Annotated in this window: 24 protein-coding genes and 1 riboswitch; of the genes, 11 read left to right on the plus strand and 13 right to left on the minus strand. The window is 71.6% G+C overall.

The window, feature by feature from the left end; translation table 11 throughout:
- Nucleotides 1–47: 47 nt before the first annotated feature.
- Entirely contained in the window at nucleotides 48–668 is a 621-nt protein-coding gene (locus ACWDLG_RS13985) for a mycothiol-dependent nitroreductase Rv2466c family protein (protein WP_449919631.1), read from the plus strand.
- Between the two features lie 104 nt (nucleotides 669–772).
- Nucleotides 773–2176, plus strand: coding sequence for an aldehyde dehydrogenase family protein (locus tag ACWDLG_RS13990; RefSeq protein ID WP_449919634.1), 1404 nt, complete (start codon nucleotides 773–775; stop codon nucleotides 2174–2176).
- Between the two features lie 7 nt (nucleotides 2177–2183).
- On the opposite strand, the gene ACWDLG_RS13995 is transcribed toward ACWDLG_RS13990, so the two are convergent.
- Complete coding sequence (locus tag ACWDLG_RS13995; RefSeq protein ID WP_449919637.1) at nucleotides 2184–2912, minus strand: SDR family oxidoreductase; 729 nt, start codon at nucleotides 2910–2912, stop codon at nucleotides 2184–2186.
- Nucleotides 2913–2940: 28 nt separating this feature from the next.
- Nucleotides 2941–3429 carry a peptide deformylase gene (def, locus tag ACWDLG_RS14000; RefSeq protein WP_449919639.1) on the minus strand — a complete coding sequence of 163 codons (489 nt, stop codon included), beginning with the start codon at nucleotides 3427–3429 and terminating at the stop codon, nucleotides 2941–2943.
- 99 nt (nucleotides 3430–3528) lie between these two features.
- Between def and ACWDLG_RS14005 the strand changes: the two genes are divergently transcribed.
- A complete protein-coding gene (locus ACWDLG_RS14005; protein ID WP_354914884.1) occupies nucleotides 3529–3996 on the plus strand; it encodes a ribose-5-phosphate isomerase in 468 nt (155 codons plus the stop codon).
- 296 nt (nucleotides 3997–4292) lie between these two features.
- Here the strand turns inward: ACWDLG_RS14005 and ACWDLG_RS14010 are convergent, their stop codons facing one another.
- Nucleotides 4293–4439 carry a hypothetical protein gene (locus tag ACWDLG_RS14010; RefSeq protein ID WP_354914882.1) on the minus strand — a complete coding sequence of 49 codons (147 nt, stop codon included), beginning with the start codon at nucleotides 4437–4439 and terminating at the stop codon, nucleotides 4293–4295.
- Between the two features lie 387 nt (nucleotides 4440–4826).
- Nucleotides 4827–6053, minus strand: coding sequence for a GNAT family N-acetyltransferase (locus tag ACWDLG_RS14015; RefSeq protein WP_449919644.1), 1227 nt, complete (start codon nucleotides 6051–6053; stop codon nucleotides 4827–4829).
- Between the two features lie 118 nt (nucleotides 6054–6171).
- Between ACWDLG_RS14015 and ACWDLG_RS14020 the strand changes: the two genes are divergently transcribed.
- Entirely contained in the window at nucleotides 6172–7287 is a 1116-nt protein-coding gene (locus ACWDLG_RS14020) for a PP2C family protein-serine/threonine phosphatase (RefSeq protein WP_354914878.1), read from the plus strand.
- A 282-nt stretch (nucleotides 7288–7569) separates the two neighbouring features.
- On the opposite strand, the gene ACWDLG_RS14025 is transcribed toward ACWDLG_RS14020, so the two are convergent.
- The gene (locus tag ACWDLG_RS14025) at nucleotides 7570–8178 is read right to left on the minus strand and encodes a response regulator transcription factor (protein WP_449919647.1); all 609 of its coding nucleotides are present in this window, start codon (nucleotides 8176–8178) and stop codon (nucleotides 7570–7572) included.
- Nucleotides 8179–8318: 140 nt separating this feature from the next.
- Here ACWDLG_RS14025 and ACWDLG_RS14030 point away from each other — a divergent pair, with 140 nt between their 5' ends.
- Nucleotides 8319–9617: a M50 family metallopeptidase gene (locus tag ACWDLG_RS14030; protein ID WP_449919649.1), complete on the plus strand. Its 1299-nt coding sequence runs from the start codon at nucleotides 8319–8321 to the stop codon at nucleotides 9615–9617.
- A 2-nt stretch (nucleotides 9618–9619) separates the two neighbouring features.
- Here the strand turns inward: ACWDLG_RS14030 and ACWDLG_RS14035 are convergent, their stop codons facing one another.
- Together ACWDLG_RS14035 and ACWDLG_RS14040 are read right to left on the minus strand one after the other, a co-directional pair.
- Nucleotides 9620–10126, minus strand: coding sequence for a DinB family protein (locus tag ACWDLG_RS14035; protein ID WP_449919650.1), 507 nt, complete (start codon nucleotides 10124–10126; stop codon nucleotides 9620–9622).
- Between the two features lie 143 nt (nucleotides 10127–10269).
- Nucleotides 10270–11511 (minus strand): cytochrome P450 family protein, encoded by a 1242-nt coding sequence (locus ACWDLG_RS14040; protein WP_449919653.1) that lies wholly within the window; start codon nucleotides 11509–11511, stop codon nucleotides 10270–10272.
- A 152-nt stretch (nucleotides 11512–11663) separates the two neighbouring features.
- Between ACWDLG_RS14040 and ACWDLG_RS14045 the strand changes: the two genes are divergently transcribed.
- A complete protein-coding gene (locus tag ACWDLG_RS14045; RefSeq protein ID WP_449919655.1) occupies nucleotides 11664–11942 on the plus strand; it encodes a hypothetical protein in 279 nt (92 codons plus the stop codon).
- A gap of 22 nt (nucleotides 11943–11964) precedes the next feature.
- Nucleotides 11965–14241, plus strand: coding sequence for a catalase/peroxidase HPI (gene katG / locus ACWDLG_RS14050; protein ID WP_449919658.1), 2277 nt, complete (start codon nucleotides 11965–11967; stop codon nucleotides 14239–14241).
- A gap of 81 nt (nucleotides 14242–14322) precedes the next feature.
- On the opposite strand, the gene ACWDLG_RS14055 is transcribed toward katG, so the two are convergent.
- The 3 genes from ACWDLG_RS14055 to ACWDLG_RS14065 all read right to left on the minus strand — a co-directional run bounded on the left by ACWDLG_RS14055 (nucleotide 14323) and on the right by ACWDLG_RS14065 (nucleotide 17320).
- Nucleotides 14323–15276 (minus strand): coiled-coil domain-containing protein, encoded by a 954-nt coding sequence (locus tag ACWDLG_RS14055; RefSeq protein WP_354914868.1) that lies wholly within the window; start codon nucleotides 15274–15276, stop codon nucleotides 14323–14325.
- A 3-nt stretch (nucleotides 15277–15279) separates the two neighbouring features.
- Nucleotides 15280–15416, minus strand: a riboswitch (cyclic di-AMP (ydaO/yuaA leader).
- A gap of 66 nt (nucleotides 15417–15482) precedes the next feature.
- Nucleotides 15483–16544: a galactose-1-phosphate uridylyltransferase gene (gene galT, locus ACWDLG_RS14060; protein ID WP_449919661.1), complete on the minus strand. Its 1062-nt coding sequence runs from the start codon at nucleotides 16542–16544 to the stop codon at nucleotides 15483–15485.
- A complete protein-coding gene (locus ACWDLG_RS14065) occupies nucleotides 16541–17320 on the minus strand; it encodes a DeoR/GlpR family DNA-binding transcription regulator (RefSeq protein WP_354914866.1) in 780 nt (259 codons plus the stop codon). The genes galT and ACWDLG_RS14065 overlap by 4 nt, the downstream gene beginning before the upstream one ends.
- A gap of 134 nt (nucleotides 17321–17454) precedes the next feature.
- Between ACWDLG_RS14065 and ACWDLG_RS14070 the strand changes: the two genes are divergently transcribed.
- Entirely contained in the window at nucleotides 17455–17532 is a 78-nt protein-coding gene (locus tag ACWDLG_RS14070) for a 50S ribosomal protein bL37 (RefSeq protein ID WP_376773285.1), read from the plus strand.
- A 158-nt stretch (nucleotides 17533–17690) separates the two neighbouring features.
- The gene (locus ACWDLG_RS14075) at nucleotides 17691–18767 is read left to right on the plus strand and encodes an AI-2E family transporter (RefSeq protein WP_449919664.1); all 1077 of its coding nucleotides are present in this window, start codon (nucleotides 17691–17693) and stop codon (nucleotides 18765–18767) included.
- On the opposite strand, the gene ACWDLG_RS14080 is transcribed toward ACWDLG_RS14075, so the two are convergent.
- From ACWDLG_RS14080 to ACWDLG_RS14090, 3 genes are all read right to left on the minus strand, one after another.
- On the minus strand, nucleotides 18694–19992 hold the full coding sequence (locus tag ACWDLG_RS14080; RefSeq protein WP_449919666.1) for a dihydrolipoyl dehydrogenase family protein: 1299 nt from the start codon (nucleotides 19990–19992) through the stop codon (nucleotides 18694–18696). The genes ACWDLG_RS14075 and ACWDLG_RS14080 overlap by 74 nt on opposite strands.
- A gap of 96 nt (nucleotides 19993–20088) precedes the next feature.
- Nucleotides 20089–21402, minus strand: a complete 1314-nt coding sequence (locus tag ACWDLG_RS14085) for a TrpB-like pyridoxal phosphate-dependent enzyme (RefSeq protein WP_449919667.1) — start codon at nucleotides 21400–21402, stop codon at nucleotides 20089–20091.
- 18 nt (nucleotides 21403–21420) lie between these two features.
- Nucleotides 21421–22290, minus strand: coding sequence for an LLM class flavin-dependent oxidoreductase (locus ACWDLG_RS14090; RefSeq protein WP_449919668.1), 870 nt, complete (start codon nucleotides 22288–22290; stop codon nucleotides 21421–21423).
- Between the two features lie 90 nt (nucleotides 22291–22380).
- Here ACWDLG_RS14090 and ACWDLG_RS14095 point away from each other — a divergent pair, with 90 nt between their 5' ends.
- Together ACWDLG_RS14095 and ACWDLG_RS14100 are read left to right on the plus strand one after the other, a co-directional pair.
- On the plus strand, nucleotides 22381–24279 hold the full coding sequence (locus ACWDLG_RS14095) for a trypsin-like peptidase domain-containing protein (RefSeq protein ID WP_449919671.1): 1899 nt from the start codon (nucleotides 22381–22383) through the stop codon (nucleotides 24277–24279).
- A 42-nt stretch (nucleotides 24280–24321) separates the two neighbouring features.
- Nucleotides 24322–26643: a protein kinase domain-containing protein gene (locus ACWDLG_RS14100; RefSeq protein WP_449919674.1), complete on the plus strand. Its 2322-nt coding sequence runs from the start codon at nucleotides 24322–24324 to the stop codon at nucleotides 26641–26643.
- The last annotated feature ends 37 nt before the right edge of the window (nucleotides 26644–26680 follow it).

Below are 26680 nucleotides of genomic sequence, written 5' to 3' on the forward strand. Positions count from 1 at the left end.
AGGTTATGGCCGACGGCAAGGTCATCACGACTGAGGGAACCCCCACCATGGCTGAACGAACCCCTGTAGATCTCTGGTTCGACCCGTTCTGTCCCTTCGCCTGGATCACTTCTCGCTGGTTGCTGGAAGTCGAGAAGGTCCGGCCGATCGAACCCCGCTGGCACATCATGAGCCTGAACGTCCTCAACGAGGACAAGGACATCCCCGACGAGTACCGCCAGATGATCGCCGCGGCGATCGGCCCCGTCCGGGTCGTGGCGGCCGCCGCGGAGAAGTACGGCCAGCACGTGGTGGGTCCGCTGTACACCGAGCTCGGCACCCGCTTCCACAACGAGGGCCGGCCCAAGGAGGGCCCCACCATCAGGGACACGCTCGTCGACGCCCTGGAGGCCGCGGGCCTCGACAGGGAGGTGGCCGACGCGATGGACTCCGGTGACTACGACGAGGCCATCAGGGAGTCGCACTTCCGCGGCATGGACCTGGTGGGCCAGGAGGTCGGCACCCCCGTCATCCAGGTCGAGGGCGTGGCCTTCTTCGGGCCCGTCCTGACGAAGATCCTGCGGGGCGAGGACGCGGGCAGGCTCTGGGACGGCGTCCGCGCCGTCGCCGGCTTCGAGGACTTCTTCGAGCTCAAGCGGACCCGCACCAAGCGGCCCGTCTTCGACTAGTCACGAGATCTCCGACATGTCCCCCTAACCCTGCGCGCTAAGCCGTACTCTCAGGGGAGTCAAGGTTCTCGCTTTGTGACCTTCGGCACGCAAGGATGGGGGACATGCGTCATCTCTATATCAACGGGGCCTGGACGGCCTCGGTCTCGGGAGAAGGAATCGACGTCGTCAACCCCGCGACAGAGGAGACGATCGATACCGTTCCGGCCGGCGCACCGGATGACGCAGAGGCCGCGGTCCTGTTCGCCCGCGCCGCCTTCCCCGACTGGTCGGCCACCGCGCCCGCCGAGCGAGGCAAGCTGCTGGCCGCGGCCGCCGACCTGCTGCAGGAGCGCGCCGAGAGCGTCGCCAGGACGATCGCCACCGACATGGGCGCGCCGTACGGCTTCGCGCTGAAGGTGCAGACGCTGATGCCCGCGGGCGTGCTGGCCTCCTACGCGCAGCTGGCCGAGAGCCACCCCCGCGAGAGCAGGATCGGCAACTCGCTCGTGGTCAAGGAGCCCGCCGGCGTGGTGGCCGCGATCACGCCGTGGAACTACCCGCTCCACCAGATCATCTGCAAGGTCGCGCCCGCGCTGGCGGCCGGCTGCACGGTCGTGCTCAAGCCGAGCGAGGTGGCCCCGCTGGCCGCCTACGCGCTGGCCGAGATCTTCGACGAGATCGGCCTGCCGCGCGGCGTGTTCAACCTGCTCAGCGGCAGGGGCCCGGTGGTCGGCGAGGCGCTGGTCACCCACCCCGAGGTCGACATGGTCTCCTTCACCGGGTCCACGAAGGCGGGCCGCCGCGTGGCCGCGCTGGCGGCCGAGAGCGTCAAGCGGGTCGCGCTGGAGCTCGGCGGCAAGTCGGCCAACCTGATCCTGCCCGACGCCGACCTGGCCGTCGCCGTCAAGGCGGGCGTCGCCAACGCCTTCGTCAACGCCGGGCAGACCTGCTCGGCGTGGTCGCGGATGATCGTCCACCGCGACCAGTACGACCAGGCGGTGGGCCTGGCCGTCGAGGCCGCCCGCAAGTACACCGTCGGCGACCCCTTCGACGGTGCCACCAGGATCGGCCCGCTGGTCTCGGCCGCCCAGCGCGACCGCGTGGTCCGCTACATCAACACGGGGCAGGAGGAGGGCGCCCGCCTCATCATCGGCGGCACCGAGCGCCCCCTGGAGCGCGGCTACTACGTCGAGCCGACCATCTTCGCCGGCGTGGAGCCGGGAATGACGATCGAGCAGGAGGAGATCTTCGGTCCGGTCCTGTCGATCATCCCCTACACCACCGAGGAGCAGGCCGTGCAGATCGCCGACGGCACCCGCTACGGCCTGGCCGGCGCCGTGTGGGCGGGCACGCAGGAACGGGCCGTCGCGGTGGCCAGGCGGCTGCGCACCGGCCAGGTGTCGATCAACGGCGGCCAGTTCAACCCGCAGGCGCCCTTCGGCGGCTACAAGCACTCCGGCATCGGCAGGGAGCTGGGCGAGCACGGGCTCGAGGAGTACTTCGAGATCAAGTCGCTCCAGCTCTGAGCCGGCGTCACAGCAGCAGGCCGCCCGTCGCGCGCAGGTTCTGGCCGGTCAGCCACCTGCCGTCCGGCCCGGCGAGGAAGGCCACCACGTCGGCGATGTCGGCCGGCCGGCCGATCCGCCCGAGCGCGGTGAGCTCGGGCATGCGCTCCAGCGCCTCCGGCGGGTTGGTGGAACGCAGCAGCTCGGTGTCGACCGCGCCGGGAGAGACGCTGTTGACGGTGATCCCGCGCCCGCCGAGCTCGCGAGCGGCCACCATGGCGAACCGCTCGACCGCCGCCTTGCTCGCGGCGTACACGGCGACGCCGGGCACCGCCAGCGCCGTGTTGAGGGTGGAGATGTTGATGATCCTGCCGCCGTCGCGCATCGTCCTGGCCGCCCAGCGCATCGCGATGAACACCGCCCTGGCGTTGACCGCCATGACGTGCTCGTAGTCGTCGTCGCTGGTGTCGGCGATGGACCGGGGACCGCCGGTCGCTGCGTTGTTGACCAGGATGTCCAGCCCCGGCAGGACCGCCTCGGCCGCGGCGAACAGCCGCTCCAGATCCGCCTTGCCCGCCAGGTCCGCCTGTACGGCATGCGCCCCCGTGGCGGCGGCGACCCGCTCGGCCGCCTCCACCTGGCTGCGGTAGCTGAAGACCACCTGAGCGCCGTCCCTGGCCAGACGCTCGACGATTGCCCTGCCGATGCCCCTGGACCCTCCGGTGACGACCGCCCCCTTGCCGCTGAGTACTCCCATGCGGCCAACCTAGGCGATCGGTCCGGCGTCAGGGTGTGCGCTGGAGGATCTTGCGGGCCTCGCTCTTCGGCAGCCGGTCGACGTAGAGCGTGCCGTCCAGGTGGTCGGTCTCGTGCTGGAAGCAGCGTGCCAGCAGGCCGCGCGCCTTGAGCCGCACGGTGCGGCCGAGCCTGTCGACGCCCTCGATGCTCACGCCCGCCGCCCGCGGAGTGGCGGCGTACAGCGGCCTGCCGGTGTCGCGCCCGGGAACCGACAGGCAGCCCTCCTCGTCGAGCACCGGCTCGGCGTCGTCGATCGTCAGCGTGGGGTTGATCAGGTGCCCCTTGCGCCCGCTGCAGTCGTAGACGAACAGCCGGCGCGACACGCCGATCTGGGGTCCGGCCAGGCCCACGCCTTCGGCCGCGTACATCGCCTCGAACATCTCGTCGATCAGCTTCCTCAGCTCCCTGTCGAAGTCGACGACGGGTTCGGCCGGGGTGCGCAGGACGGGATCGCCGATGTACCGGATCTCACGCATGGGCGCTGTACTCCTGTAAGGGCTGAGTGGGGCAAGAGCCTCTTACTCTAGCGTGGGACCGGCGTGGAGCGCGCCTTGCGAACCTGCCAAACTGGTCCCGTGCGTGTCTACATCGGTGCCGACCATGCCGGCTATGAGCTGAAGAACCACCTGGTGACCTGGTTGAAGGACCAAGGGCACGAGGTGACCGACTGCGGTCCTTTCGTCTACGACGCCGAGGACGACTACCCCGCGTTCGTGCTGCGCGCCGCCGAGGGGGTCGCGGGCGACCCCGGCAGCCTGGGCATCGTGATCGGCGGCTCCGGCAACGGTGAGCAGATCGCGGCCAACAAGGTGCGCGGCATCCGTGCCGCGCTGGCCTGGAGCGAGGAGACGGCGCGGCTCGCCCGCGAGCACAACAACGCCAACGTCATCAGCGTCGGCGCCCGCATGCACTCCGAGGAGGAGGCGACCGGGTTCGTCGAGGTGTTCCTCGACACGCCGTTCTCCGGCGCCGAGCGCCACAGCCGCCGCATCGCCCAGCTGGCCTCCTACGAGACCATCGGCCAGTTGCCGCCGCTGCCGTAGCGGCCCGCCAGGCTCCGGGGGCCGACCGCCCGCGCCTCCACGGCGAGCGGACACCCGCTCGCCGTGGCCTCGTCGCGCGGGTCGGGCATCCGCTCGCCAGATCCCGCGCCATAGGTTCTCTACCGAAATGCGCAGGCACGTTCGCTCCCGGAGCGCAGGCACGTGGGCTCCCGAAGAGCGCAGGCATATTCGCTCCCGAAGAGCGCAGGCACGCCGGGGCGCGCCCGCTCGCGCGGTCTCGCGGCATCCGCCAGAAGAAGGGCTTGCGGGCGAAAGGGGCGGCCGTGCGCCGGGGGTTACTGCTTGCGGCGCGGTTCGCGCCGGGGGGTCTCGTCGCGCAAGGGTCGCCGGTCGGCGGCCTCCTGCTGCTCCTGCGAGGGCCTGGAGACGTCCCTGGCCCGCATCGCGGTGATCGCCGTGATCTGCAAACTCTGCAGCGCCATACCTGTGACTGTAACCCGCCCCCGGCCCGTCCGTGGCGGCGGCCGGCCCCGCGCGCTCGAGGAGCGTGCCCCTGGAGGGAGGCCCGCCCCGTGCCCGCGGTGGCGGCCGGCCGTGCCTGCCGTACCCCATCAAGCCGACCCGACCCGCGGCGTGCGGCGCCGCACGGATCGGACCGACCGGCACCGCGCTGGAACGGACGGATCAGACCGACCCGTACCGCGCCGGGACGGACCGATCAGACCGACCCGCGCCGGGCCGGGCCGATCGGACCATCGACCCGTGCCGGGCGGGTCGGATCGTCGACCCGCTCGGCGCCGGGGCAGGCGCGCCGCGCCCGCCGATCTGCCCCCGGCCGCCCGCCCGCTCTCCGGGCGTTCCTGAGCCGGTCAGAACACCAGACCCGCCCACGGGGCGGGCGACCACGACAGCGCGGTGGCCAGCGCCCGGACCGCGCCCGCCGAGTGCTCGGTCAGCAGGCCTGCCGCGTGCTGGGCCGCGAGCGAGCCGGCCCCCAGGTAGGCCCCGCCCAGCGCGGCCACCGGCAGCGACAGGTCGGGCGCCTCGTCGGTGGGCTTGCAGGAGGCCGAGCCGGTGTCCGCGGTGAGGTGCCAGCGGCCGGCGTTCCACGGGCAGACGTCGTCGGCCACCTCGATCACCACGTCCACCGGCGCGGCGTACGCGCGGGCGGCCAGCGCGGCGTCCACCGAGACCAGCCTGACCCAGAGCTCGTCGCCCCAGCGCGCGTTGAGCTGGCGGACGTCGGCCAGCAGCTGGGTGATCGGGTCGTCGACCGGGACGTCGGCCGTGACCTTGGTGACCAGGTCGCGGTCGAGCACCGAGCGCCACAGCAGCGCGTGCGCCGCGGGGTCGGTGGCGTGCAGCTCGCGCAGCTGCAGCTCGCCGTCGGGTCCGCCGTTGTCGGCCCAGCCCCCCTTGACGCGGAACAGCGCGTAGCCGCGTGCCTTGTCGGCGTCCTCCACCAGAATCGCGCGCAGCCTGCCGGCGCCGTTCTGGTCGAACTCCTCGTCGGCCAGCATGTGGTTCCAGAAGTGCTCGTTGCGCGCGTAGCGGCCGGGCCGTTCCGCCACGACGGAGGCGAACAGCTCCTCCAGGACCGGCCTGACGTCGGCGGGCGTGACGACGCGGATCCTGAGCGAGGGATCGGACGGGGCGGTCGCGACGAAGGCCGAGCGGTGCGTGGGGATGCCGATCGCCAGGTTGTCGGACGCTCTGCCGTAGCCGAACCGGCCGTAGATGACCGCCTCGGAGGCGTAGAGCGCGGCCACGGCCTCGCCCCGCTCACGTACGTCGGCGAGCTGCCGGCGCATGAGCTGCGAGAGGATGCCGCGGCGGCGGTGGGAGGGCAGGACGCTGACCGCGGTCACCCCCGCCACCGGCAGCGTGCCGCCCGGCACGGCCATCGAGAGACTGTGGACGCCGGTGACGCCCGCGATGAGGTCGCCGTCGAAGGCGGCCAGTGTCCGGTCGAACTCGGTGTTGGCCTTCCAGCGTTCGGCCTGGGCGGGAGGGGGCGTCCAGTTGAAGGCCTCGACGAGCACGCCGCTGAACTGGGGCCACTCGTCTTCCGAGATGGGGCGGATCGGATAGGTCATCCGTCCACGGTAGGAGCGGGCAAAGCCGGACGGCCACCCAATATCCATGGTAAATGATCAAGGTCTTGGTCAAGTGGGCTGCCCAAATGAGGGAGAGAACGCTACAGTCAGGCGCATCATGAATTCACGTCCGGTGCCGCAGATCCCGCCTCGGCTGCGTGCGGTGCTGGTCAAGGTGCCCGGTCTGGTGCCCCTCGTCAGATTCCTCCGGAGAGGGCCGCTGGCCCGCGACCGCAACCTGCTCATCACGCTGTCGGTGCTGACCCTGACCGTCGGCGGGCTGGCCGCCCGTGTCTCGATGGAGTGGTTCTCGCCGTCCCTGTTCATCCTCATCACGCTCATCGGCGGCCTGCAGCTACGGCTGCGCAGCCTGGCGATCCTGCTGGTCTCCGTCCTGGCCTCGCTCGCCTACATTGGAGCGGTCCTGGGCGTCAACAGCATCGGGCTCGGGCTCATGGTGACCATCGGCTTCACCACGGTCCTGGCCGTGCTCATGGCGCGCACCAGGGGCAAACTGGGCGTGCAGGGGCTGCGCGGCGACGCCATGCTGCTGGAGCTGCGCGACCGGCTCAAGAGCCAGAGCGAGCTGCCCGCGCTGCCCAAGGAGTGGGGCGCCAAGGTGGTGCTCAAACAGGCGGGCGGCTCCTCCTTCGGCGGCGACTTCCTGGTCTCCACGCGCGACGGCGACAAGGTCGACATCGCCCTGGTCGACGTGTCCGGCAAGGGCGTCGACGCCGGCACCAGAGCGCTGCTGCTGTCGGGCACGTTCGGCGGGCTGCTCGGCTCGGTCGACGACTTCCTGCCCGCCTGCAACGGCTACCTCCACCGCCAGCGCGGCGACGAGGGCTTCGTCACCGCCGTCCACCTGCGCCTCGACCTGGCCACCGGCGAGTACACGATCACCTCGGCCGGTCACCCTCCCGTGGTCAAGCTCGACTCCGGCACCGGCACCTGGGAGATCGCCGCGGCCAAGGGCGTGGTCCTCGGAGTCGTGCCCGACCTGCACTGCGAGCCCGACAGCGGGGTGCTGCGCAAGGGCGACGCCCTCATGCTCTACACCGACGGCCTCATCGAGCAGCCGGGCCGCGACATCGACGCGGGCCTCGACAGGCTGCTGGGCGAGGCCGAGCGGCTGCTGCCCTCGGGTTTCGGTGACGGCGCCAGGGCGCTGGTCAGCTCGATGGCCTCCGGCCACAACGACGACTGCGCGCTGGTGCTCATCTGGCGGCCGTGACGAATGACACGGTCAGATCGTGAGCTGAGTCACTGTCTGGCAAGGGAGCGGGCCTGAGACCCTCAAGGGGCGGTCACGGCCGGCAGGGGCGCCACCGAGCGCCCCTGAGCCCCGAGCCCCGGCAGGAGCGGCGCGGTTCCGCCGGGGCTCGGCCGCGGTTCGCAGGGTTCGGTGGCGGTGCGTAGGGCTCGGTGGCGGTAGGCGGTTCACAGGGCTGGGCCGGCTGAAGCGGGCCCGCCGACGGCATGGCCGGAGCGTGGGACGGCGTGGGGGCGGTCCGCGTTACAGCCAGCCGGAGTCGCTGGCGATGCGCACCGCGTCGAGCCTGTTGCGGGCACCCGTCTTGCACATGATGCGCGACAGGTGGTTGCGGACCGTGCCCACCGACAGGAACAGCTGGTCGGCGATCTCCGTGGAGCGCGCCCCGCCCGCCGCGACGCGCAGCACCTCGCGCTCGCGCGGGGTCAGCGGGTTGGCGGCCGATTCCAGCGCCGCCAGTGCCAGCTCGGTGTCGACGGCCCTGCGCCCCTCGGCCATCGCCCGCAGGCCCGCGGCCAGCACCTCGGGCGCCACGTCGAGGCCCATGAAGCCGGTCGCGCGCGCCTCGAAGGCCCGCCGTACCTGGCCAGGGTTGGGCTGGGCGGACAGGATCAGCACCCGGCAGCCGGGCGCGTGCTCGCGCAGCAGCGCGGTGGCGCCGAGCCCGTCGAGGCCGGGCAGGCCGAGGTCGACGACGGCGGCCTGAGGCTGGTGCCGCAGCGCCGCGGGGACGATCTCCGTACTGCTGCCGACCTGGGCCACGACCTGCAGGTCGGGCTCCGCCTCGAGCGAGGCGACCAGGCCCCTGCGCACCAGCGGACGGTGCTCGGCGACCAGGATCCGAAGCGACACATCCCCTAGAGTGATCGGACGGCTGCGCAGTGTCAACGTGGCGTCATGCTTTCGCAAAGGACGCGCAAGCCGTTCAGCATTGGATTGTTCGACTACTCTGGGCTTGTCGGACCTTCTTCTCAGCCACGGAGCGCGCGTAGATGATCTGGCTCTACATCGCGGGGATCGTCATCTTCGTGCTGGGGCTGATGGCCTCCATCGCCCTGCACGAGATCGGCCACCTCGTTCCCGCCAAGCTGTTCGGCGTCAGGGTGACGCAGTACATGGTGGGCTTCGGCGGCACGTTGTGGTCGAAGAGAAAGGGCGAGACGGAGTACGGGATCAAGTGGATCCCGTTCGGCGGCTACATCCGCATGATCGGCATGCTGCCGCCCCGCCCCGGCGACGACCCCACCAAGCTGCGCAGATCCTCGACCGGGCCGTTCCAGGGCCTCATCGACACCGCGCGGGACGTGGCGCAGGAGGAGGTGGGCCCCGGCGACGACGACCGCGTCTTCTACCGCAAGAAGTGGTGGCAGAAGGTCATCATCATGTTCGGCGGCCCGCTGATGAACTTCGTGCTGGCCTTCGTGCTGTTCACGATCCTGCTCGTCGGCATCGGCCTGCCCGGTCTGTCGCCCGTGGTCTCGCCCGACACCAACGCCTGCGTCATCCCGCACGGCCAGACCCGCACGGTCTGCGCGGCGGGCGACCAGCCGACGCCCGCCGCCAAGGCGGGCATGAAGGCCGGCGACAGGATCGTCGCCTTCAACGGCGTCAAGGTCAGCACCTGGGAAGAGGCCACCCAGAAGATCAGGAAGCACGGCGCCGGTCCGGTCACGATCGGCATCGTCCGCGACGGCAAGCCGATGACCCTCGACGTCACGCTCATCACCAGGGCGGCCGTCGACGACCCCACGGCCAGGACCAAGGGCGAGGGTTTCCTCGGCGTCATGGCCACCAAGGTCTACGAGCAGCAGAGCGTCGGCACCGTGATCGGCTACATGGCCACGCTGACCGGCCACGTGGCCGAGTCGCTGGTCAACCTGCCCCAGCGGATGGTCGGCGTGTGGCAGGCGGCCTTCTCTGGCGAGGAGCGCGACCCCAACGGGCCCATCGGCGTCGTCGGCGCCGGACGCATCGGCGGTGAGATCGCCGCCTCGGAGCTGCCGGTCAAGGACAAGCTCTTCCAGCTGGTCAACCTGCTGGCCGGGTTCAACCTGGCGATCGGCATGTTCAACCTGATCCCGCTGCTGCCGCTCGACGGCGGCCACATCGCCGGCGGCCTGTGGGAGGGCGTCAAGCGCGGCTACGCCCGCGTGATGCGGCGGCCGGAGCCCGGCTACGTCGACATCGCCAAGGTGCTGCCGCTGACCTACGCGCTCGCCATGGTCATGATCGTCATGGCGGGGCTGCTCGTCTACGCCGACCTGGTCAACCCGATCAGGCTCTCCGGCTGAGGTCAGTCGCCCGTCGCCCCGTCGATCCGCTCGCGCAGCAGGTCGGCGTGGCCGTTGTGGCGGGCGTACTCCTCGATCATGTGCACCATGATCCACCGGAGTGACACCTCCTGGCCGTGCCGCAGGCCCTTGCCGATCGTGTCGAGCGGGAGTCCGGCCGACACCTCGCGGGCATGGGCGACCTCGGCGCGCCAGGCGGCCAGCGCCTGCTCGCCGGTCATCGTGGCGATGTCGTCGAAGACGTCGTCAGGGCGGCCGTCGGTGGAGTGCAGGCGCGGGGCGTCCTCGCCCATGAGGTGCCGGCGGAACCAGCCGCGCTCCACGTCGGCCAGGTGGCGTACCAGGCCCAGCAGTGACAGCGTGGACGGCGCCGCGGACCGCTCGCGCAGCTGGTCGTCGGTCAGGCCGGCGCACTTGATCGCCAGCGTCTCGCGGTGCCAGTCGAGCCAGGAGTCGAGCATCTCGCGCTCGCCGGCGATGAACGGGGGATCGATCCGGGGGTTGGTCATAACGTGTGATTATGGACCCGCCCAGGAGCCATGGCGCCGCCAGGGGGCGCGGGAGGAGCCGGGGGCGTGACGGCCCCGCGGCCGGTGCGGGGAGGGCTCGGGACCGGCCTGGGGCGCGCGGGCGAGCCGGGCGAGTCGGCCGGTCAGCCGTCCAGGAGCACGGGAAGGGCCGCCAGGCGCCATGAGCCGGGCATGAGCTGCCGCTCCAGCTTCTCGGGCGGGACGGCCAGGCGTAGCCCGGGGAAGCGCGACAGCAGCCCGCCGAAGGCCACCTCGCCCTCCTGCCGGGCCAGCGCCGCCCCCAGGCAGTAGTGCAGCCCGTGGCCGAAGCCCACGTGGACCTCGCGCCTGCTGTCGGACTCGCGGGCGATGTCGAGCCGGTCGGCGTCGTCGAACCTGCGGGGATCGAAGTTCGCGCTCACGAGCACCGCCATCACCGGCTCGCCCCGCCTGAGCACGGCGCCGTCGAGCTCGACGTCCTCGACGGGGTAGCGCAGGCGGGTGCCGTGGACGGGCCCGCACCAGCGCATGAGCTCGTGGACGGCGCGCGGCATCAGTTCGGGCTCGGCGCGCAGCCTGGCGAGCTGGTCGGGGTGGGTCAGCAGGGCGGCGGTGCCGTTGCCGATCAGGTGGGCGGTGGTCTCGTGACCCGCCAGGACGAGCGTGAGCACCATGGTGACCAACTCGGCGTCGCTCAGGCGGTCGCCGTCCTCGTCGTGGGCCCTGATGAGCCCGGTGAGCAGGTCGTCGGCGGGGGTGGCGCGCCGGCGGGGGATGAGGTCGCGGACGTACTCGATGATGCCGACGAGCGGCTCGGCGAGCGCGCCGGGTTCCATGCTGACCATGCGGGCGCCCCAGGCCCTCCACTGCGGGCGGTCGGCCTCGGGGATGCCGACCAGCTCGCAGATGACGGTGATCGGCAGCGGGTAGGCGTACTCCTCGACCAGGTCGACGACCCGGTCGGACGGCAGCGCGTCGAGCAGCCGCGCGCTGATCTCCTCCACGCGGGGCCGCAGCTCCATCACGCGCCTGGCCGTGAAGGCGCGCGAGACCAGCCTGCGCAGCCTGAGGTGGTCGTCGCCGTCGAGGTCGAGCATGCCGTTGGCCAGGAAGTCGGCGTACTCGGGCGGGACGCCCCTCGCCTGCGCGATCTTCGTGCGCGCGTTGTCGACCGCCCCGCCTGGCACGTTGCGCGGGTCGTTGACGAACCGGTGGTCGCTCAGCACGGTCCTGACGTCGTCGTACCGGGTGACCAGCCAGATGGGGGTGTCGTCATCCAGCCACGGGAAGGAGGCGCGGAGCACGGGCGCCTCCTCCCTGAGCTCGGCGAAGCCGCCGAAGGGGTCGGCCAGCAGGTTGGGATCCATCATGTTGACGGTCTTCATGAGCGCCTCTCGTGACCGAACGGATGATTTTGGTCATCGAGTCAAACGTACGCCTGCCGCCGACCCCGGGCAAGGAGCGTCCGAAGCCACGAGACGGACGGCAGGGCACGGCCGCGTGTCCGCTCTGCGAAGGGGGCGGCTATGTTGACGATATGGCGTCTGACTTCGAGGCGCAGTCGCGAGTGGTTTCAGCCGGTTCGGTGCGGCACATCGAACCCGCCGGTACGACCGCCCGCCACGAGTCACGCGTGCGGGACAACCATCGCCATGTCGTGCGCCGCTCCTGCGGTGCGATCGCGGACGTCGACTGCGCCCCCGGCCGCGCCCCCTGCCTCACCGCCTCGGATGACCAGGGCTTCGTGGCCGGCCATGCGGAGGTCGTCTCCTGGGGCTCCTGTCCCGGCTGTGCGACCAGACGCATTGCCCACTGATCCGGCAGTTCGGAGGAAGCAGATGAGCGACACCCAGGACAACGCCCCCTCCAGCGCGCAGGGCGTGGACCAGAAGGCGGCGGCCGGCTACTCGGTCGCCCAAGACTCCGCGACCGCGCGTGGCAGCGAGAGCGAGAATCCGGCGATCCCCTCGCCGACCCCGAGGACCGGCGGTCGTCCGCGCACGAACCGGGACTGGTGGCCCAACCAGCTCGACCTCTCGGTGTTGCGCGCGCACTCGTCCAAGAGCAGCCCACTGGCAGAGGGCTTCAGCTACGCCAAGGAGTTCGGCAAGCTCGACGTCGAGGCCCTCAAGCGGGACATCATCGAGGTGCTCACCACCTCGCAGGACTGGTGGCCGGCCGACTTCGGCCACTACGGCGGTCTCATGATCCGGATGAGCTGGCACGCCGCGGGCACCTACCGCATCCACGACGGTCGCGGCGGGGCCGGCGACGGCGCCCAGCGTTTCGCGCCGCTCAACAGCTGGCCCGACAACGCCAACCTCGACAAGGCCCGCCGGCTGCTGTGGCCGGTCAAACAGAAGTACGGCCAGAAGATCTCGTGGGCCGACCTGCTTGTGCTCGCCGGCAACGTCGCCCTGGAGTCGATGGGTTTCCAGACCTTCGGCTTCGGTTTCGGCCGCGAGGACGTCTGGGAGCCGGAGGAGATCTTCTGGGGTCCGGAGGACGCCTGGCTCGGTGACGAGCGCTACGCCACCGACACCGAGATGGTGCCGATCTTCGGCGCGACCGAGATGGGTCTCATCTACGTCAACCCGGAGGGTCCCCACGGCAACGCGGACCCGGCCGCGGCGGCGCATTTCATCCGCGAGACCTTCGCACGGATGGCGATGAACGACGAGGAGACCGTCGCTCTCATCGCCGGCGGCCACACGTTCGGCAAGACCCACGGCGCCGGCGTCGCGGACGACCATGTGGGGCCGGAGCCCGAGGGCGCGCCGCTGGAGGCGCAGGGCCTGGGCTGGCTGAGCAGCTACGGCACCGGCAAGGGCGGTGACACGATCACCAGCGGTCTCGAGGTGACGTGGTCCGACCGGCCGACGCAGTGGAGCAACCGTTACTTCGAGATCCTCTTCGGCCACGAGTGGGAGCTCACCACGAGCCCCGGCGGCGCGAAGCAGTGGGTCGCGAAGGACGCCGAGGCGTTCATCCCGGACGCTCACGACCCGTCGAGGAAGCACAAGCCGACGATGCTCACGACCGACCTGTCGCTGCGCGTCGACCCGACGTACCAGAAGATCTCCCTCCACTTCCTGGAGAACCCCGACGAGCTCGCGTCGGCCTTCGCCAAGGCCTGGTACAAGCTGCTGCACCGCGACATGGGTCCGGTCAGCCGCTTCCTCGGACCGTGGGTCGCCGAGCCCCAGCTGTGGCAGGATCCGGTGCCGGCGGTCGACCACGAACTCGTGGGCGACGCCGACGTCGCCTCCCTCAAGGCGAAGATCCTGGAGTCCGGCCTCACGACCGCTCAACTGGTCTCCACCGCCTGGGCCGCCGCAGCGAGCTTCCGGTCCACCGACAAGCGCGGCGGCGCAAACGGCGCCCGGCTCCGTCTCGAGCCGCAGCGCAGCTGGGAGGTCAACCAGCCCGAGCAGCTCACGACGGTCCTGGACACCCTCGAGGGCATCCGGCGCGAGTTCAACGAGGCCGGCGGCGCGAAGATCTCGCTCGCCGACCTGATCGTGCTGGCCGGCTCGGCCGCCGTCGAGAGGGCAGCGGGCGAGGCCGGCGTGGCGGTGACGGTGCCGTTCCGCCCAGGCCGTACCGACGCCACTCAGGAGCAGACCGACGTCGAGTCCTTCCGGGTCCTGGAGCCGCGGGCCGACGGGTTCCGCAACTACCTGCGTTCCGACGAGAAGACGCAACCGGAGGTGCTGCTCGTCGATCGTGCCTACATGCTCAACCTGACTCCGCCCGAGATGACCGTCCTCATCGGCGGCCTGCGTTCCCTCGGAGCCAACGTCGGCGGTACCCGGCACGGCGTCCTCACCGACCGGCCCGGTGTGCTCACCGCCGACTTCTTCACCAACCTGCTCTCCCCGGGCACCCGGTGGAAGGCATCGGACTCCGAGGAGCATCTGTACGAGATCCGCGACGTGGTCACCGATGAGGTGAAGTGGACCGCCACCGCGGTCGACCTCATCTTCGGCTCCAACTCCCAGCTACGGGCCCTCGCGGAGGTCTACGCCAGCCAGGACGCCCGCGACAAGTTCGTGACCGACTTCGTCGCGGCCTGGACCAAGGTCATGGAACTCGACCGGTTCGACCTCGCCTGACCCGTGAACGCCCCCGCCGCCGAGGACGGCGGCGGGGGCGGCGGAGGCGTATCGGTCCAGGCGGCTCGCCATCGCCTGCTTTCAGTTCATCGAGACGTGGACGTGGTCGTAGTGGTTCTCGGTGATGCTGCCGCGGTCGGACATCGGCCGCCAGCCGCTGCCGCTGTTGATCCGCTGCCGCCAGATCACGTACTTGACGCCCAGGCGGGTCTGGTTCTTCACCGCCCACGCCGCGATCTGGTCGCCCAGCGTCCGGTTGACGGCCGCGGGCATGGAGCCGCCCGAGCTCATCATGAAGTCGCAGGCCCTTCCGAGGGGGTGTTCCCCGCTGCTGCCCGACCGGTAGCAGCCCACCTCGAACGGCAGCGCGAACGTCTTCTTGATGGTGTCGCGCATGAGCCGGGTGCGCGGGGTGATGTTGTCCGACCCGGCGGGAAGCTCGGGCGCCCAGCTGCCGTCGGCCTTGCGGCCAGGACCGGTCGGCACGAGGGCCTGCAGCTTCTTCTCGATGTCCTTGATCATGCCCTCGGCGGCCTTCCGGTCGCCGGCGACCTGCTCGGTCTCGGTCCTGATCCGGTCGGCGAGCGCGGTGGCCGCGTCGGCGGCCTGCTTCTTGGTGTCGCGCGCCGCGGCGACGTTCTTGACGACCGCGTCCTGCTCGGCGCTCATCTGCTCGAGCAGGGCGGCGGTGTTGAGGTCGGGGGTGAACAGCAGCGTCGGCAGGTCAGGGGTGCTGGCCTGGTAGCGCAGCTCGGTGATCCTCGAGGCCTCCTTCTCGGCCGTGACCAGCGTCTGCTCGGCCGCCGCGAGCTGTTTCCCGGCCGCTTTCGCGTCCTTCTGGGCCTTGGCCAGCGAGACGCGCTTGGCGTTGTAGGTCCGGATCAGCTTGTCGACCCGGGTGTTGAGCTTCTTCAGCTCGGTCCGCAACTGCGGTTCGGACGGCTTGGGGGCAGCCGAGACCGCGGTCGCGGAACCGATCACGAGGGACAGCGCGGCGACAGCACCGCATGCGAAACGGGACGTGGGGGACGCCACGAACGATCCTCTCCGTCTGCCGGCCGGGTTAGCTGACGGGTTCGGGCGGGAGAAGCCCTACCACACGCGTGGATTCACCCCAGGTTCTCGATGGGTCCCCGGCTCCGGGCAACGCGCCCAGGATTAGGCATGTGACGGCTGTGAAAGCCGACGAATCGGGATATTAGTAGTAAATCCCCCGTAATGCGACCTCAAGCGGACATTAATTAGTGATCTACTTGTGATCGAAGCAGCCGCGCCGCGTCCTCGGGCAGAACGTCGTTGACGAAGGCGCCCATCGCCGACTCCGAGCCCGCCAGGTACTTCAGCTTCTCCGGCGCCCTGCGGATGCTGAACAGCTCCATGTGCAGGTAGGCCAGGTCGCGGCCGTGCCGTACGGGGGCCTGGTGCCAGGCGGCCACGTACGGCATGACCACCCCGAACAGCCCGTCGAGCGCCTTCAGCACGCGGGTGTAGACGGGGCCGAAGGCGGCGCGCTCCTCCTGGGTGAGCGCCGCCAGGTCCGGAACCTGGCGGTGCGGGTAGAGGTGCACCTCGAACGGGTAGCGGGCGGCGGCCGGCACGAACGCGGTCCACAGCTCGTTGGCGGCCACCACACGCTCGCCCGCCCGCTCGGCGGCCAGCACGTCGGCGAACAGGTTCGGCCGCTTGGCCGCGGCCGCCAGGTGCAGGCGGGTGCGCGGGGTGACGTAGGGGTAGGCGTAGATCTGGCCGTGCGGGTGCGCCAGCGTGATGCCGATCTCGGCGCCCCTGTTCTCGAAGCAGAACACCTGCTCCACGCCCGGGATCGCCGACAGCTCGGCCGTGCGGTCGGCCCAGGCCTCCATCACCAGCTCCACCTGCTCGTCGGACAGCGCCGAGAAGGAGGAGTCGTGGTCGGAGGTGAAGCAGACGACCTCGCAGCGCCCGACCCCCGGCCGCACCTCGCTCAGCCCGCCGGGGGCGGTGTAGGTGCCCAGGTTGGTGGAGAAGCTGGGAAAGCGGTTCTCGAAGACGGCGACGTCGTAGTCGGCGGCCGGGATCTCGGTCGGCTTGCCGGGCCTGGTCGGGCACAGCGGGCACTCGTCGGCCGGCGGCAGGAAGGTGCGGGTCTGCCGGTGACCCGCCATCGCCACCCACTCCTCGGTGAGCGGGTCGTAGCGCAGTTCGGAGGCCGCGGGCCTGGGCGGCAGCTCGCGCTCGTCGATCGCGCTCCGGTCGGCGTCGTCGCGCCGGTCGAAGTAGATCAACTCTCGGCCGTCGGCCATGTGCGCGATGGTGCGCTTCACTTGATGTCCTCCGCGATGATCAGTTCTCCCGCCCGCTCGGCCAGCTCCGCGCGCGCCTCGTCCGGCAGGGCCGCGTCGCTGATGACGACGTCGGCCTCCGACAGCTCCGCGATCGTGCTGATGCCGACCGTGCCCCACTTGGTGTGGTCGGCCGGGACCACCAGGCGATGTGCCGAGGCGACCAGTTCCCTGTCGGTCTCCGACTCCAGCAGGTTGGGGGTGGTGAAACCGGCCTTGGTGCTCATGCCGTGCACGCCCAGGAACAGCGTGTCGACGTGGAGCCGCCTGATGGCCGCGACGGCGACCGGGCCGACCAGGGCGTCGGACGGCGTGCGGACGCCGCCGGTGAGCACCACCGTGCGGTCGGCGCGCGGGCTGCGGTGGAAGACGTCGGCGACGGGGATGGAGTTGGTGATGACGGTGAGGTCCGGCACGTCGACCAGGTGGTGGGCCAGCGTCCAGGTGGTGGTGCCGGCCGACAGGGCGACGGCGGTGCCGGGGCGGACGAGCGTGGCCGCCCTGCGGGCGATCGCGTCCTTCTCCGGCTGCTGACGCATCGACTTGGCGGCGAAGCCCGGCTCTTCCGTCGAGCCGGGGCCGTTGATCGTGGCCCCGCCGTGCACCTTCTCGAGCAGGCCCCGCTCGGCGAGCGCCTCCAGGTCCCGGCGAATGGTCATGTCGGAGACGCCGAGCTCGCGGACGAGGTCGGCCACCCGGACTCCGCCGCTGCGACGGACGCGCTCCAGGATCGCCTGTTGCCGCTGTGGTGCGAGCATGTGCCCTCCTTCCAACAGATTCCACCAAATTATGACACATCTATGTTGAAACATGGGGAGTGGAATCTGGCGAAGGCCTTGTCCGGGCCGCCGCCTTCGCGAGAGGTTGGGATCATCACATGAGGAGGTAGGCGATGGCGAAGCGCGCCCGCAAGACCAAGGCCCGCAAGAAGAAGGCGGCCAACCACGGCAAGCGTCCCAACGCTCGCTGAGGCAGGACATCGGGTACACCGCGTACGCCGCGTACGCCGCGTACCCGATGTCCGGTCCCCCCTCTGGCGCCACGGGCAGCGACCGCGGCGATCCCGTACAACGCGCTGACCGGCGCGGTTGCCTGCCTTCGTCACCGACGGTCGCGATAGTGTGACCCATGATGTCGCGTGGACTGCGGATCCTCATCGGCCTCGCGGCCGCGGTGGTCATCCTTGCCGGGCTCAGGCGCGCGAGCGCGATCATGGCCCCGGCCTTCCTCGCGCTCACGCTGACGATCGCCGTCAGCCCGCTGCGCGCCTGGCTGAAGCGGCGCGGCGCGTCCTCGTGGGTGCTGGTGACCGTGCCGCTGACGGTCGTGCTGCTGGTGCTGCTGGCGTTCGTGGGTGCCCTGGTCGTCTCGATCGCACGGCTGGCCGGCCTGCTTCCCCAGTACGCCGACGAGTACCACCAGCTGGCCGCCTCGGTCACGCAATGGTTGGCCGGCCTCGGGATCACCCCCCAGCAGATCAGCGCCGCCGTCAAGGCGCTGGATCCCGGCAAGCTCGTCCCGCTGGTGCAGGGCTTCCTGAGCGGCCTGCTCGACGTCGCCTCCGCCTTCATCGTGATCATCCTGCTGGCGTACGGCATGAGCATGGACGCGGGCCACATCCAGGCCGCCGTCCGCCGGCTGCAGAGCACCAAACCCGACCTCGTGCGCGCGCTGACCGACTTCGCCAGGAGCACCTGCCGCTACCTGGTGGTCTGCACCGTCTTCGGCTTCATCGTGGCGGTGCTCGACGCGGGCGCGCTGTGGCTGCTCGGGGTACCGCTGCCCGTGCTGTGGGGGATGCTCTCCTTCATCACCAACTACATCCCCAACGTCGGGTTCTTCCTCGGGCTGCTTCCGCCCGCGCTGCTGGCCCTGCTCGACTCGGGCTGGGTCACGATGGTCTGGGTGATCGTCGTCTACACCGTGGTCAACTTCGTCATCCAGTCGGTGATCCAGCCCAAGTACGCGGGGGAGTCGGCGGGTCTGTCGACCACGCTCACGCTGCTGTCGCTGCTGGTGTGGTCGGTCGTGCTCGGCCCGCTCGGCGCCATCCTCGCCGTGCCCCTCACCGCGCTGGCCAGGGCCCTCGTCATCGACGCCGACCCCGGCACCCGCTGGGCGATCCCGCTGGTCAGCGGAGAAGCGCGGGAAGAGCGGCCGACACCGCCCGATGGAAGGTCGGGTACGCGTAGATCATCTGGCTGAGCCGTTCGACCGGGATCCTGGCGTGCACGGCCAGCGTCAGCATGGACAGCATCTCGCCGCCGCACGGACCGGCGCTCGTCGCGCCGACCAGGACCCCGTCGGCGGCGACCAGCTTGACGAACCCCTCCGCCCGCGCGATCCAGCCGCGTGTCGAGCCCGCCAGGTCCGTGAGGGACACCCTGACGTCCAGCCCCCGCTGCCGGGCCTGGGCCTCGGTCAGCCCGACGGCGCCCACCTCGGGATCGGTGAACGTCACCCTCGGCACCGCGTGGTACTCCGCCTCGTACACCGGCTCGCCCAGGATCTGCCTGACGATGATGTCGGCGTGGTACATCGACATGTGCGTGAACGCGCCCTTGCCGACCACGTCGCCCAGCGCCCACACCCGCTCGGCGGCGCGCATCCGCTCGTCCACGGGGATCGCCCGCGCGCTCTCGTCCAGCCCGATCGCGCCGACGCCGAGCGCGGCGAGGTCGACCCTGCGGCCCGTGGCGACCAGCAGCCGTTCGGCCGTCACCCCCGCCAGCGTGAACCTGCCGTCCGCGTAGGCGACCTCGTCGACCTTCACCCCCGTGCGCACCCCGATGCCCTCGTCGGTGAACACCTTCTCCACCAGCGCGCTCGCCTCGGGCTCCTCCATGGACAGCAGCCGGTCCAGGCCCTCCAGCACCGTCACCTCCGCGCCGAACCTGGAGAACACCTGCGCCAGCTCGGCGCCGATGGCGCCGCCGCCCAGCACGACGAGCGACTCCGGCACCGTCTCCGTCTCGATCGCCTCGTGGTTCGTCCAGTACGGCGTGCCGTCCAGACCCTTGATCGGAGGGACGGCCGGCCGCGACCCGGTGGCGATCACGATGCCCCGCCGCGCCCTGATGACCTGCTCGCCCACGGTGACCTCGTCCGGCCCCGTGATGCGGCCGTGGCCCCTGACCAGCAGGCCGCCCTTGCCGGTGAAGCGGTCGGCGGCGACCTTGTCGTTCCAGTCGTCGGTCGCCTCGTCGCGGATGCGGCGGGCGACCGGGGCCCAGTCGGGCGCCAGGCCGCCCTGGGCGACCTCGTTGGCCGCGGTGACCATCATCTTGGAGGGGATGCAACCCCAGTACGGGCACTCACCACCGACCAGGTTCGCCTCGACACCGGCGACCTCCAGGCCGGCGTCGGCCAGCCGCTCCGCCGCGTCCTCGCCACCGGGACCCAGGCCCAGCACGATCACATCGACATCCATCCACCCACGTTACGCCGCTCGCCCGGCGACGACGCGATGGCCAGGACCGGCTTCACCGCACCGCTCAGCGCTTCCCCTCCGCCAAGGAGAAGCCGGTCACGTGACGGGCAGGCCCGACAGCGACCGGGCGATCCGCTCCTCGGGCAGCGCGAAGTCCTCCATCTCGCCCGCCAGATAGCGGTCGTAGGCGGCCAGGTCGAAGTGGCCGTGCCCGCACAGCGCGGTCAGGATGACCTTCTCCTGCCCGCTCTCCTTGCAGCGCAGCGCCTCGGCGATCGTCTCGGCCAGCGCGTGCGTCGGCTCGGGCGCGGGCACGATGCCCTCGGTCCTGGCGAACCGCACCCCGGCCGCGAAGCAGTCGGTCTGCGAGACGGGCACCGCCTCGAAGAGCCCCAGCTCGTACATGTGCGACAGCAGCGGCGACATGCCGTGGTAGCGCAGCCCGCCGGCGTGGATCGGGTCGGGCACGAAGTCGTGGCCGAGCGTGTGCATCTTCAGCAGCGGCGTGAACCCCGCCGTGTCGCCGAAGTCGTAGGCGTAGACCCCGCGGGTGAAGGACGGGCACGCCTCGGGCTCGACCGCCCGCAGCACCGGCGAGATGTTGCCGGCCAGCTTCTCCCGCAGGAACGGGAAGATCAGCCCCGCGAAGTTGGATCCGCCGCCGGTGCAGCCGATGACGACGTCGGGCATCTCGGGAAGCTGCTTCAGCGCCTCCTCACCGATCACGGTCTGGTGCAGCAGCACGTGGTTGAGCACCGACCCCAGCGCGTAACGGGTGTCGTCGGCGGCCCCGGCCACCTCGACCGCCTCGCTGATCGCGATGCCCAGGCTGCCGGGCGAGTCGGGATCGTCGGCCAGCACCTTGCTGCCCGCGCCGGTCAGCGGCGAGGGGCTGGCGTGGACGGTCGCGCCGTACACGCGCATCAGCGAGCGGCGGTACGGCTTCTGGTCGTAGGACGCACGCACCATCCAGACCTCGCACTCCAGCCCGAACTGGGCGCAGGCGAAGGCCAGCGACGATCCCCACTGGCCGGCGCCGGTCTCGGTGGTGAGGCGGCGGACGCCCTGCTTGGCGTTGTAGTAGGCCTGCGGCACCGCGGTGTTGGGCTTGTGCGAGCCGGCGGGCGAGACGCCCTCGTACTTGTAGTAGATGCGGGCGGGCGTGCCGAGCGCCTCCTCCAGGCGGTGGGCCCGCATCAGCGGTGTCGGCCGCCACAGGCGGTAGACGTCGAGCACCTCCTGCGGGATCTCGACGAACCTGTCGGTGCTCACTTCCTGGGCGATCAGGTCCATCGGGAACAACGGCGCCAGATCCTCCGGCCCCACCGGCCGCATCGTGCCGGGATGCAGCGGCGGCGGCGGAGGAGCGGGCAGGTCGGGAACGATGTTGTACCAGTGACTGGGGATCATCTCTCCATACTGGACCCGTCACGCTTCGCGTTCCAGTGCTACCTGTCTGCGAACCTCTGGGACCACCTCCTCGGCGAACAGGTGGAGCTGCCGCTCCTGGTCGCCCTCCGCCCAGAACACGAACGAGTCCATGCCGAACCCGACGGACAGGTCGGTCAGCTCGGCCACCCACTGGCTCGCGGGCCTGTCCGGCCCGATGGCGCCGTTGATGTTGTAGACCCGCCGCAGGTCGGACGGCTTCCTGCCCGCCTCGACCGCCGCCTCGTCGATCCTGGCGTGCAGCTCGGGCAGCCGCTCGGGCGGCGCCCACGGCGAGGACGGCAGCCAGCCGTCGGCCGCCCGGCCCGCCAGCGCGAGCCCCTTCGGGCCGCCCACGCCCAGCCAGATGCCGATCCCGTGCGCAGGCGAGGGTCCGGCCTGCGCGCCGCGCAGACGGTAGTGCTCGCCCTCGAAGCGCCGGTTGCGCTCGCCGCTCCAGATCTGCCTGATCACCGAGATCGCCTCGCCGAGCGCGTCGATCGCCGCCCCCTTGGTACGGCGCGGCCCGCCGTACGCCTCGATGGCGTCCCAGAAACCGCCCGCCCCCAGCCCGAGCTCCACCCGCCCCCCGCTGAGCAGGTCGAGGCTGGCGGCCGACTTGGCCAGCACGGCCGGCTGCCGCAGCGGCAGGTTCGCCACGTCGGGGAAGACGGTCACCCGTTCGGTCACGGCGGCGATCACGCTGAGCAGCGTCCAGGTGTCGAGATACCTGCGCTGGTACGGGTGGTCCTGGACGCCGATCAGGTCGAGGCCCAGCCGGTCGGCGAGCCTGGCGTGCTCGATCACCGGGTCGCCGGCGTCGGGCACGAGGAAGTAGCCGAACTGGAGAGGTCGTCCGTAGTCGCTCATGTCCCCGCAAACCGCGGGCCGGCCCGGGAGATTCCGGCTGAGTATGGACCTACTCATGCGGAGGCCACCGCACCGGCGCACCGTGGGCGCATGAACCCCATCGCCCGTATCAGGGACGACGTCGACCAGCTCGCGGCCAGGGCGGAACGTCTAGTGGCCACGGGACAGGTGCCCGTCGCGACCATCGAGAGACTCGTCGGCGAAGGCGTGGCCAAAGGCGCGCCGCTGTACGAGCGCATCATCGCCGCCGCCGCCGACCACCCGCCCGCGGGCTTCCTGTCCAGGGGAGCGCGGGCCGTCGCCGCCGTGGCCCGGATCTCGGCCGGCCCGCCGGGAAGGGAAACGCCGCTGGGCACGGGGTTCATGGTCTCGCCCAGACTGCTGCTCACCACCAGCCATGTCCTGCCCTCGCCCGCCGCGGCGGGCGGCGCGGTCGCGGAGTTCTTCGGCGAGGAAGGCGCCGGCGACCGGCCAGGGACACCCGTCAGGTTCAGGTTCGACCCGGACGGCTGCTTCCTCACCGACGAGCGGCTCGGCTACACGCTCGTCCTGGTGAAGGCCGCCGCCGACGGCAGCGAGGCGGGCGCGCTCCTCGGCTGGAACCCGCTCGTCGCCCGGCAGGGGAAGATCGTCGCAGGGGAGCCGGTGAACATGGCCGGCCATCCGCCCGGCCATCCGCCGGGCCGGGCGACGGAGATCTCCGTCCGGCACAGCCGGCTGCGGGAGCAGACCGCGCAACGGCTGCTCTACACCACCGGCGGGCCCGGTGGCTCGGGCTCGCCGGTGTTCAACGACCAGTGGGAGGTCGTCGCGCTGCACCACGGTCCGGCCGACGACCCACCGAGCCCGGGCGCGGAGACGGATGCGGAGGTGCGGGGCTCGGGGGTGCCGGGCTCCGGGCTGCGGGGCTCGGGGGTGCCGGGCTCGGGGGTGCGGGGCTCGGGGGTGCGGGGCTCCGGGGTGCGGGGCTCGGGGGTGCGGGTGAGTGTCATCCTCGCCCACCTGGCGGGGCGCGAGGTCACCGCGGGGGTACGGGCCCTGCTCGCCGAGATGGGGCCCGCCGCGGGGCTCGGGACGCCTGCCGTACCGGTCGCCCGGCCGCCCGCCGTCCAACCCCTCAGGGCGCCCGCCACCGCTCTCGCCGCCCGCCCCACCGCCTTCGGCGGCGGCAGGCGCCTTCTGTTCCTGCCCGGCGGTCCCGGCGAGCATCGCGACCACGCCGGCCCCGTGGCGCTGCGCAGGCAGTGGACGGCCGGGCTGAACAAGGGACTCACCCTCGCCGACCTGCCCACCCTCGACCCTGGCGACGTGTGGCTGCCCTCCTACGCCGACCGGCTCGTCCCGGCCGGCCCCGAGCCCTCCGCCGGGTGCGCGGCGCCCACCTCGCCGACCGCGCGGCTGCTGTACGAGCAACTCGTCGGCGAGGCGGCCATGATGGCGGGCATGCCGTCCGACTCGCGGCGCGAAGGGCTGCTCACCGGCCTGGACGGCGCGCTGTCCTGGCTCGCCTCCGCCACCAACCTCGACCGGCTCCTCATCGCGCGCGTCTTCCGCGACGTCGCCGCCTACCTCGACGACCCCCCGGTACGGCACCGCGTGCTCGACGCCGTCATGCGCACCCTGCCGCGCTCCGGCGCCCTCGTCATGGTGGCGCATGGCCTCGGCAGCGTTGTGGCGATGGACCTCATGGCCTCGCTGCCGCCAGGCGTGGAAGTGCCGCTGCTGGTGACCGCGGGCAGCCCGCTGGGCCTCGACGCCGTGCACCGCCACCTCCTGGCGGGCGGGCCAGCGCGCCCGCCGAAGATCGGCGCGTGGCTCAACGTCTGGTGCCCGTCCGACCCGGTGTGCATCGGCTGCCCCCTGGACGACGACTGGAAGGGACAGGTCGACGAACGCGCGGTCGACAACCCCCTCCAACGCGCCCACGACGTGGAGGAATACCTGTCGGACCCGGCCGTCGCACGCGCCGTCGCCGCCGCCTTGGCATGATGTTCGCCCGGAAGGCCCGCACGACAGACGGACAGGGGCACGATGCTCAAGCCAGGAGATCCCGTACGGCTCGGGCCGTACAGGCTGCTCGACCGGCTGGGCGAGGGAGGCCAGGGCGCGGTCTACCTCGCCGAAGGACCCGACGGGGCGCGGATCGCGGTCAAACTGCTGCACGCCCGCCACGCCGACCGCCCCGACGTGCGGGCCCGCTTCCTGCGCGAGATCGAGCTGGCCAGGCAGGTGGCCGAGTTCTGCACCGCGCGGGTCCTCGACGCGGGCGAGAGCGACGGCTCCCTCTACGTGGTGAGCGAGTACATCGACGGCGTCTCCTTGCAGAAGAGCGTCGAACGGGAAGGCCCCCGCTCCGGCGCGGCGCTGCACCGGATCGCGGTCGGCACCGCGACCGCGCTGGCCGCCATCCACCAGGCGGGCATCGTCCACCGCGACTTCAAACCGGCCAACGTGCTGCTCGGACCGGACGGCCCGCGAGTCATCGACTTCGGCATCTCCAGGGCGCTCGACACCGTGGGCACCACGACCAGCGGCGTCGTCGGCACGCCCACCTACATGTCGCCCGAGCAGATCGGCGGGCAGCGGGTGGGCGCCGCCTCGGACGTCTTCAGCTGGGCGGCGACCATGGTGTTCGCCGCCACCGGACGGCCCGCCTTCGGCCACGACAGCATTCCCGCCGTGCTGCACCGCATCCTGACGGCCGAGCCTGACCTGTCGGCCATCCCCGCCGACCTGCGGCGGTTGCTGGCGCAGTGCCTGGCCAAGGATCCCGCTGCGCGCCCCACCGCCTCCCAGGCGATGCTGTCCCTCATCGCCCACCGCCCCGCACCAGCCGCGCCCGCACCCGCCGGTCCCACTTCCGCCGGCCCGCCGCCTGCGGGGCTGTCCACCGGACCCTCGCCCAGTCCTGTGCCTGCGGGGTCTGTGCCGACCGGTCCGGCGCCCGTTGGTCCCATGCCTGCTGAGGCTGCGCCTTTCGGTCACGTGTCTGCCGGTCCCGTGCCTGCGGGGTCTGTGCCGACCGGTCCGGCGCCCGTCGGTCCCGTGTCCGCCGGAGCTGTGCCGTTCGGACCCGTGCCCGCCCCGCCCGGGGCTGACGGCGGACCCGCGACGCCCGCGCCCGGGGTGACCGGGCCCGCTCCGGGTTCCCGCGCTCTCCAGGGACGTGCGCTGGACACGGTTCCGGGCAGGACCAGGAGGAAGGTCGCCTACGGCGTGGTCGCCGCCGGCTGCGCGGCCCTCGTCACCGGAGCGGCGGTCGTCGTGCCCGCATGGCTGGGCACCGGCACGCCCCGTCCCACCGTCGGCCCTCTGGCCTCCACCGGCGCCCCCGCGCCGGCCACCCACACCCCGCCGGCCTCCGCCCGGACCTCGTCACCCACCCCGCCGACCCCGGCTCCGGCCCTGTCGCCGTGGTCCGGGAAGGCGGTCGGCACGGCGCTCGGCACCCTGCGCGGCCACACCGACGACGTGGAGACCGTCGCCACCACCACCGTGGACGGCAGGCCGGTCGCGGTCTCCGGCTCCCAGGACCGCACCGTCCGGCTGTGGGACCTGACCGGGCGCAAACTCATGGCCACGTTCACCGGCCACACCAACGGGGTGCGCGAGGTCGCCGTCACCGACCTGGACGGCACGCCGATCGCCGTCTCCGGCGGCGACGACGGCACCGTCAGGGTCTGGGACCTGGCCCGTCGCGGACCGCTCGGCAAGCCCATCGACCAGAACGAGCCGGTGTTCTCCCTGGCGGTGGCACGCCACGGAGACCGCACCGTGGTGATCACCGGAGGCGGCGACGGCAACGTACGCGTGTGGGACCTGGCCACCCGCAAGCAGGTCGGCCAGACGCGACGCGGCGCCCATGACGGTGCCGTCTTCTCCCTCGCCGCGACCGACGACGGCACCTTCTACACCGGAGGACAGGACGGCGAGGTCAAACGTTGGAGCCTCGACGGCGGCGAGGGGGCGAACGTGACCACCCACTCGGGATACGTCTCGGCGATCGCGACCGCCACGCTCGACGGCGGGCCGGTCGTGCTGTCAGGCGGCGGAGACCAGGAGGTGTGGGTGGACGAGCCGGCGGGCGGCGAGCGGCGCCTGCCGTACCGGGGGCACTCGGGATGGGTCTACTCGATCGCCGTGGCCGAGGTGGCGGGCCGGACGCTGGTCGTCTCGGGCGGCAACGACGGCTCCGCCAGGGTGCACGACCTGGCGACCGGCAAGGACGCGGGCAGGCCGTTCAAGGACCACGACCACAACGTCTTCGGCCTCGCGACTGCCGACGTCGGCGGAAGGACGGTCGTGGTCAGCGCCGGAGGCGACGACACGCTACGGGTGTGGCGGCTCACCTGAGCGCCAGGGGACGACGGGGATCGGCTCACCCGGGCAG

The sequence above is a fragment of the Nonomuraea sp. NPDC003727 genome, from assembly GCF_053586935.1.

Bases quoted from the DNA above. Each gene is read 5' to 3' on its own strand.
- ACWDLG_RS14035 (WP_449919650.1), bottom strand. From the start codon at position 10,126: ATGACCAACCCCCGGATCGATCCCCCGTTCATCGCCGGCGAGCGCGAG.
- ACWDLG_RS14040 (WP_449919653.1), bottom strand. From the start codon at position 11,511: ATGAAGACCGTCAACATGATGGATCCCAACCTGCTGGCCGACCCCTTC.
- ACWDLG_RS14030 (WP_449919649.1), top strand. From the start codon at position 8,319: ATGATCTGGCTCTACATCGCGGGGATCGTCATCTTCGTGCTGGGGCTG.
- ACWDLG_RS14015 (WP_449919644.1), bottom strand. From the start codon at position 6,053: ATGACCTATCCGATCCGCCCCATCTCGGAAGACGAGTGGCCCCAGTTC.
- ACWDLG_RS13985 (WP_449919631.1), top strand. From the start codon at position 48: ATGGCTGAACGAACCCCTGTAGATCTCTGGTTCGACCCGTTCTGTCCC.
- ACWDLG_RS14095 (WP_449919671.1), top strand. From the start codon at position 22,381: ATGAACCCCATCGCCCGTATCAGGGACGACGTCGACCAGCTCGCGGCC.
- ACWDLG_RS14020 (WP_354914878.1), top strand. From the start codon at position 6,172: ATGAATTCACGTCCGGTGCCGCAGATCCCGCCTCGGCTGCGTGCGGTG.
- ACWDLG_RS14065 (WP_354914866.1), bottom strand. From the start codon at position 17,320: ATGCTCGCACCACAGCGGCAACAGGCGATCCTGGAGCGCGTCCGTCGC.
- ACWDLG_RS14070 (WP_376773285.1), top strand. From the start codon at position 17,455: ATGGCGAAGCGCGCCCGCAAGACCAAGGCCCGCAAGAAGAAGGCGGCC.
- ACWDLG_RS13990 (WP_449919634.1), top strand. From the start codon at position 773: ATGCGTCATCTCTATATCAACGGGGCCTGGACGGCCTCGGTCTCGGGA.
- ACWDLG_RS14090 (WP_449919668.1), bottom strand. From the start codon at position 22,290: ATGAGCGACTACGGACGACCTCTCCAGTTCGGCTACTTCCTCGTGCCC.
- ACWDLG_RS14085 (WP_449919667.1), bottom strand. From the start codon at position 21,402: ATGATCCCCAGTCACTGGTACAACATCGTTCCCGACCTGCCCGCTCCT.
- ACWDLG_RS13995 (WP_449919637.1), bottom strand. From the start codon at position 2,912: ATGGGAGTACTCAGCGGCAAGGGGGCGGTCGTCACCGGAGGGTCCAGG.
- ACWDLG_RS14100 (WP_449919674.1), top strand. From the start codon at position 24,322: ATGCTCAAGCCAGGAGATCCCGTACGGCTCGGGCCGTACAGGCTGCTC.
- ACWDLG_RS14075 (WP_449919664.1), top strand. From the start codon at position 17,691: ATGATGTCGCGTGGACTGCGGATCCTCATCGGCCTCGCGGCCGCGGTG.
- ACWDLG_RS14080 (WP_449919666.1), bottom strand. From the start codon at position 19,992: ATGGATGTCGATGTGATCGTGCTGGGCCTGGGTCCCGGTGGCGAGGAC.
- ACWDLG_RS14045 (WP_449919655.1), top strand. From the start codon at position 11,664: ATGGCGTCTGACTTCGAGGCGCAGTCGCGAGTGGTTTCAGCCGGTTCG.
- def (WP_449919639.1), bottom strand. From the start codon at position 3,429: ATGCGTGAGATCCGGTACATCGGCGATCCCGTCCTGCGCACCCCGGCC.
- ACWDLG_RS14010 (WP_354914882.1), bottom strand. From the start codon at position 4,439: ATGGCGCTGCAGAGTTTGCAGATCACGGCGATCACCGCGATGCGGGCC.
- katG (WP_449919658.1), top strand. From the start codon at position 11,965: ATGAGCGACACCCAGGACAACGCCCCCTCCAGCGCGCAGGGCGTGGAC.